The sequence below is a fragment of the Myxococcales bacterium genome (genome assembly GCA_012513515.1).
GTDB lineage: Bacteria > UBA10199 > UBA10199 > 2-02-FULL-44-16 > JAAZCA01 > JAAZCA01.
In genome coordinates, this window is record JAAZCA010000033.1 from 1 (window position 1) to 4,665 (window position 4,665).

Consider the following 4,665-nt stretch of genomic DNA (forward strand, 5'->3'; position numbering starts at 1 on the left):
TCCTCGTTATGATCGGCATCTCCCTTCTCCTGATGTCTTTCCTCTACTATTACTACTGCGGCAGTGTTCTCGGAGCATTTGCATCAGCGATGGTTTTGGGTGTAGCGGGCTTCTTCTTTGCTGCGGTCGCCGGGTATCTGGTTGGACTGATCGGGTCTTCAAACAACCCCGTTTCAGGGTTGACGCTCTCGACTCTGGTTATAGCAGCGCTTTTGATGGTGGCGATAGGGGTTACCGGCAAGGCTGGAATCGCGGCGGCCCTCGGTGTGGCGGCTGTCATATGCTGTTCGAGTGCTATAGCTGGAGATATGCTTCAGGACATGAAGGTCGGTTATATTCTCGGAGGCACTCCGTGGAAGATGGAGCTCGCCGAAATAATCGGAGTTGTTTGCGCTGGCGCGGTCTTGTTCCTGCCGCTGCTCGTTTTGCATCAGGGTGATATAAACGTCGGAGGAACGGGGTTCGGAGGAAAGGCTCTCCCCGCGCCGCAGGCGGGCCTAATGGCGATGCTTGCCAAGGGGATCATAACCGGTCAGATGGCATGGCCCCTCATGATGGTGGGCGCTTTCATGGGAATAGCGCTGATACTCGTGGGCGCGGCCAGCCCTATGCTGATAGCCGTCGGAATGTATCTTCCGCTTCACACCACCTTCGCAATTTTTGCGGGCGGCGTAATACGGCACATCGCGAATCTCATCGTCAAGAGGCGCAAGTTCAATGAGGCACAAAAAATTCGCACGGAGAATACCGGCGTACTCGTGGCCTCTGGATTTATAGCCGGCGAGGCTTTGATAGGACTCCTCGTTGCTGCTCTGGCATTTTTTAATTTTAACATTCCGAGTATTTTCGATGAGCCGAAGGCGTGGGTTGGCTATATAGTCCTCGCCATACTCGGATACATACTGATCAAGATACCGATCTCAAAGGCGGGTAGCCCGGATGAACCAGCACCACCAAGCGCAATGGGTTAATGTAATTCCTAAAAAAGTTTTGGAATCGGAGGATGGCCCTGAAGGCAGGGCCATCCTCCTTGTTCCTCGCTTCAGGAAAGGGCCTCTCGCAAAGTGGCTTCAGCCACGCCTCAGAAGGCCGCATATACGGGTCAAGCTGGATGAGCTCGGTTCATTTGTCTGGGGCAAAATAGACGGCGAGCGCGATTTCAATGCCATATGCAATGGCATGAAAGAGCATTTCGGCGAAGGCTTATCCGAAGCCGAGGATAGACTGCAAAAATTTCTCTGCATCCTTCAGAAAAATGATTTTGTGCGGCTTTTTACGATCTCCGATCCGGACGCCCGATAGAATTTTCTCAAACTCGCTTTTAAGTTTTTATGCGGCAGTGGATCCGCGTTTGTATAATGAAAGATTCAGCTATGCCTGAAAATCATTCCAAGCGCTATTACATAAGAACTTTCGGTTGCCAGATGAACGAGCATGATTCCTCAAAGATGGGGGTCATGCTTGAAAATATGGGTTATCTTCCTTCTGAAAGCGTCGAGGATGCTGATCTCTTATTGTACAATACCTGCACGATAAGGGAAAAGGCGCATCACAAGGCGATAAGCGAGATAGGGCGCTCGCAACTTCTCAAGAAAAAAAATCCTAACCTTTTGGTCGGCGTATGCGGATGCGTCGCACAGCAGGAAAAAGATTCGCTTTTTGAAATCTATCCGCATCTCGATCTTGTTTTTGGCCCCGATAAAATATCCAAATTGCCGTTCATGATAAATAGTGCAATAAACGGCGAGCGTCCACTCATGGTTGAACTCGTGAATTCCTCCGATGGATACGAGTTTTTGGGGGATATCGGAAGGCAGAAATTTGAGGCCGGTGCAGCATTTGTTTCCATAATGAAGGGGTGCAACTGCGCCTGTTCCTACTGCATAGTGCCGAAGGTTCGGGGTAGAGAGGTATGTAGAACTCCGCTCGAAATAATGACTGAGGTAAATCGCCTAGTGGATGCAGGGGTCAGGGAGGTGACCCTCCTTGGTCAGAACGTCAATGCGTATACATCCAAAAGGTCCCTTGATACCAACTCGGAAATGAATTTTACAGATCTTCTGAGGATGATTTCAGATTCAACCGGCATAGAGAGGATCCGATTCACCTCCCCGCATCCTAAGGATGTCAGTTTGGAATTGATAGAGGAATACGGAAAAAACGAAAAACTCTGTCCGCATATCCATCTTCCAATCCAAAGCGGATCCAATAAAATTCTCAAAGCTATGAGGCGATCATATACCAGAGAGAGATATCTTGAAATCGCAGCAGGGCTTAAAACCGCACGGCCGGGAATTTCGATCACCACCGATATAATCGTAGGGTTTTGCGGCGAAAAGATTGAAGATCATCATCACACGCTCGATTTGATGAATGAGGTTAAGTTCGATTCCTCCTTCGCCTTCAAATATTCCCCTCGTCCGGATACCGAAGCTTTCGATTTCGCCGATGACGTTGACGAGGAAGAAAAAGAGCGCAGGCTGGCCGATGTCTTGGATCTGCAGAGCAATCTTTCGAAATCCGCCAATGAATCTCTTGTGGGGAGCGCCGGAAATTGCCTCGTATATGGGATGGATAGAATGAAAAAAGGGCTTCTGACCGGCAGAATGCCTGACAACAGGATAATACATTTTTCTGGCAATCCATATCTCATTGGGGGTATAGTTCGCGTCCGGGTTACCGGAGCTTTCAGAAATTCACTTAAGGGAGAACTTGACCTATGAGCGATCTGAAGTTTCAAGGGACGGCTAAAGATTCGGTAATGATGAAAGTTACTGGCCTCACGATAGATCCCTTTACCAGCATGCCCATCATCATCCTCAAGGACATGGATGAAAAATGTGCGCTTCCAATTTGGATCGGCCTCATAGAGGCGAGCGCCATAGCCACGGAGCTTGAAAATATAAAGCTCTCCCGTCCTATGACTCATGATCTTATGAAGAACATGCTTGAATCGGCACGCATCACTATTTCGAGAGTTGAAGTGAACGATCTTTCAGACAATACCTTCTACGCGAAAGTATGTTTGGAGACGGCATCGGGAGAGGTAATTTTGGATTCGAGGCCTTCCGACGCGATCGCCATAGCGCTGAGGACGAAGTCCCCTATTTTTGTTGCAAAGCATGTCATCGACAAATCTAGAAAGATCGATCTTTTCCAGGAGAATTCTTCCTCGGTCCTGAAGGAAAAAAAATGGGCTGAAATTCTTGAAAGTCTTTCACCTGAAGATTTCGGAAAATATAAAATGTAGGTGCCGTAGATGACTATCCGTAAAATAAGAATGATGCGAGCGATTCTTCCTGTTTTTTGTGCGGTCTCCATTTTTTTTCTCTCCACAAAAAAAATTTCCGCTCCGGATATCTTTTCGTATTCGGACAAGCTTTACCATGCCGCTACATATTTCATTTTCGCCATAGCGATCATGTGGGGCTTTCAACCAAAAAAGGGAGCATCATGGGATAGGGTCGTCAAAGCGTCGGCGGTCATAGCGTTTCTTTACGGGCTCTCTATGGAGATCGTTCAACACTTTATTTCGTACAGGAACGCCAGCATAGCAGATGCAGTCGCAAACGGAATTGGGGCGGCCGCTGCAATCCCAGTCGCCTTTTTTTTGGAGAAGCTGAAAAAGAAAGGAAGGAGCTCTGATGAGGGGTAAGTACAAAAACTTTTTGCCAGCGATAGCCGAGGATGCGTTCGTAGCTTCCACAGCCTCGGTATTCGGCGATGTCAGGATTGCCTCGCGTGCCAACATCTGGTTTGGAGCCGTGATCAGGGCTGATCTAAACTCCATCGAAATAGGCAGTTTCACAAATATCCAGGATCTCTCGGTTCTGCATGTCGAAACCTCACACCCGATGAAGATAGGCAGTCATGTTAGCGTAGGACATAGGGCGATACTTCACGGTTGCACCATAGAGGACAAGGTCCTCATCGGAATGGGTGCGATAATAATGAACGGGGCAAAGATCGGAGAGGGCTCTGTGATAGGGGCCGGCGCCCTTGTCACCGAGAACGCGGTGATTCCTCCCAGATCCCTTGTCATTGGGTTTCCTGGCAAGATCAGAAGAAACGTTTCGGACGAGGAGTTGGCTCAAATCGAAAGTGCTGCCAAGAGCTATGCCGAAACCGCGATGGGATATTTTGAAGCATAGGAAAATGATGCTTTATCCAAAAATCAAAAAGCGGCTTATCGAAAGCGCAGCGCTGGCTTCCGGAACGGCAGCCATCGTCGGTGTTTCTGGAGGTGTGGATTCGATGGTGATGCTGGATCTTCTCTGTAGATGCAGAGAGGATCTTGGATTCGATATCCATGTCGCCCATGTCAACTATGGCCTCAGGGGGAGGGACTCCAAAGGGGATGAGGATCTCGTAAGGAATGCGGCCTCATCCTACGGTGTAAAATTTTCAGCTCTTCATAAAAAACCGAGCAAGAAGGAAAACCTTCAGGACAGCGCACGGGATATTCGAAGGAATTTCTTTTCAAAGATTTCCAGGATGTATTCTTCCTGCGTTGTGGTCCTTGGTCATAACATGGAAGATCAGGTTGAAACGGTCCTCTTTCATATGTTGAGGGGTTCAGGCATAGACGGAATTTCAGGAATGAGGGAGCTTTCTGCAAATGGCCTCATGAGGATACTGAGGCCGATGTTGTCGGTTACGAGGAAA

7 protein-coding genes are annotated in these 4,665 nt (G+C 48.5%); all 7 read left to right on the forward strand.

Translation table 11 applies throughout. The features are described from left to right. Nucleotides 1-971, forward strand: a 971-nt coding sequence (locus GX659_07295; protein ID NLD28587.1) for an oligopeptide transporter, OPT family, incomplete at its 5' end; no start/stop codon positions are given. After that, nucleotides 940-1,302 carry a PqqD family protein gene (locus GX659_07300; protein ID NLD28588.1) on the forward strand — a complete coding sequence of 121 codons (363 nt, stop codon included), beginning with the start codon at nucleotides 940-942 and terminating at the stop codon, nucleotides 1,300-1,302. The genes GX659_07295 and GX659_07300, both read left to right, overlap by 32 nt. A gap of 56 nt (nucleotides 1,303-1,358) precedes the next feature. Then, entirely contained in the window at nucleotides 1,359-2,723 is a 1,365-nt protein-coding gene (miaB, locus tag GX659_07305) for a tRNA (N6-isopentenyl adenosine(37)-C2)-methylthiotransferase MiaB (protein NLD28589.1), read from the forward strand. A 38-nt stretch (nucleotides 2,724-2,761) separates the two neighbouring features. Further along, a complete protein-coding gene (locus GX659_07310) occupies nucleotides 2,762-3,250 on the forward strand; it encodes a bifunctional nuclease family protein (protein ID NLD28590.1) in 489 nt (162 codons plus the stop codon). Nucleotides 3,251-3,259: 9 nt separating this feature from the next. Beyond that, entirely contained in the window at nucleotides 3,260-3,655 is a 396-nt protein-coding gene (gene vanZ / locus GX659_07315; protein ID NLD28591.1) for a VanZ family protein, read from the forward strand. Continuing rightward, nucleotides 3,645-4,151 carry a gamma carbonic anhydrase family protein gene (locus GX659_07320; GenBank protein ID NLD28592.1) on the forward strand — a complete coding sequence of 169 codons (507 nt, stop codon included), beginning with the start codon at nucleotides 3,645-3,647 and terminating at the stop codon, nucleotides 4,149-4,151. The genes vanZ and GX659_07320 overlap by 11 nt, the downstream gene beginning before the upstream one ends. Nucleotides 4,152-4,155: 4 nt before the next feature. Further along, a partial coding sequence (tilS, locus tag GX659_07325) for a tRNA lysidine(34) synthetase TilS (protein ID NLD28593.1) occupies nucleotides 4,156-4,665 on the forward strand: 510 nt, incomplete at its 3' end.

What these genes read in the sequence shown, in the direction of transcription:
- vanZ (NLD28591.1), top strand. Translation starts at nt 3,260, where the DNA reads ATGACTATCCGTAAAATAAGAATGATGCGAGCGATTCTTCCTGTTTTT.
- GX659_07310 (NLD28590.1), top strand. Translation starts at nt 2,762, where the DNA reads ATGATGAAAGTTACTGGCCTCACGATAGATCCCTTTACCAGCATGCCC.
- GX659_07320 (NLD28592.1), top strand. Translation starts at nt 3,645, where the DNA reads ATGAGGGGTAAGTACAAAAACTTTTTGCCAGCGATAGCCGAGGATGCG.
- GX659_07300 (NLD28588.1), top strand. Translation starts at nt 940, where the DNA reads ATGAACCAGCACCACCAAGCGCAATGGGTTAATGTAATTCCTAAAAAA.
- miaB (NLD28589.1), top strand. Translation starts at nt 1,359, where the DNA reads ATGAAAGATTCAGCTATGCCTGAAAATCATTCCAAGCGCTATTACATA.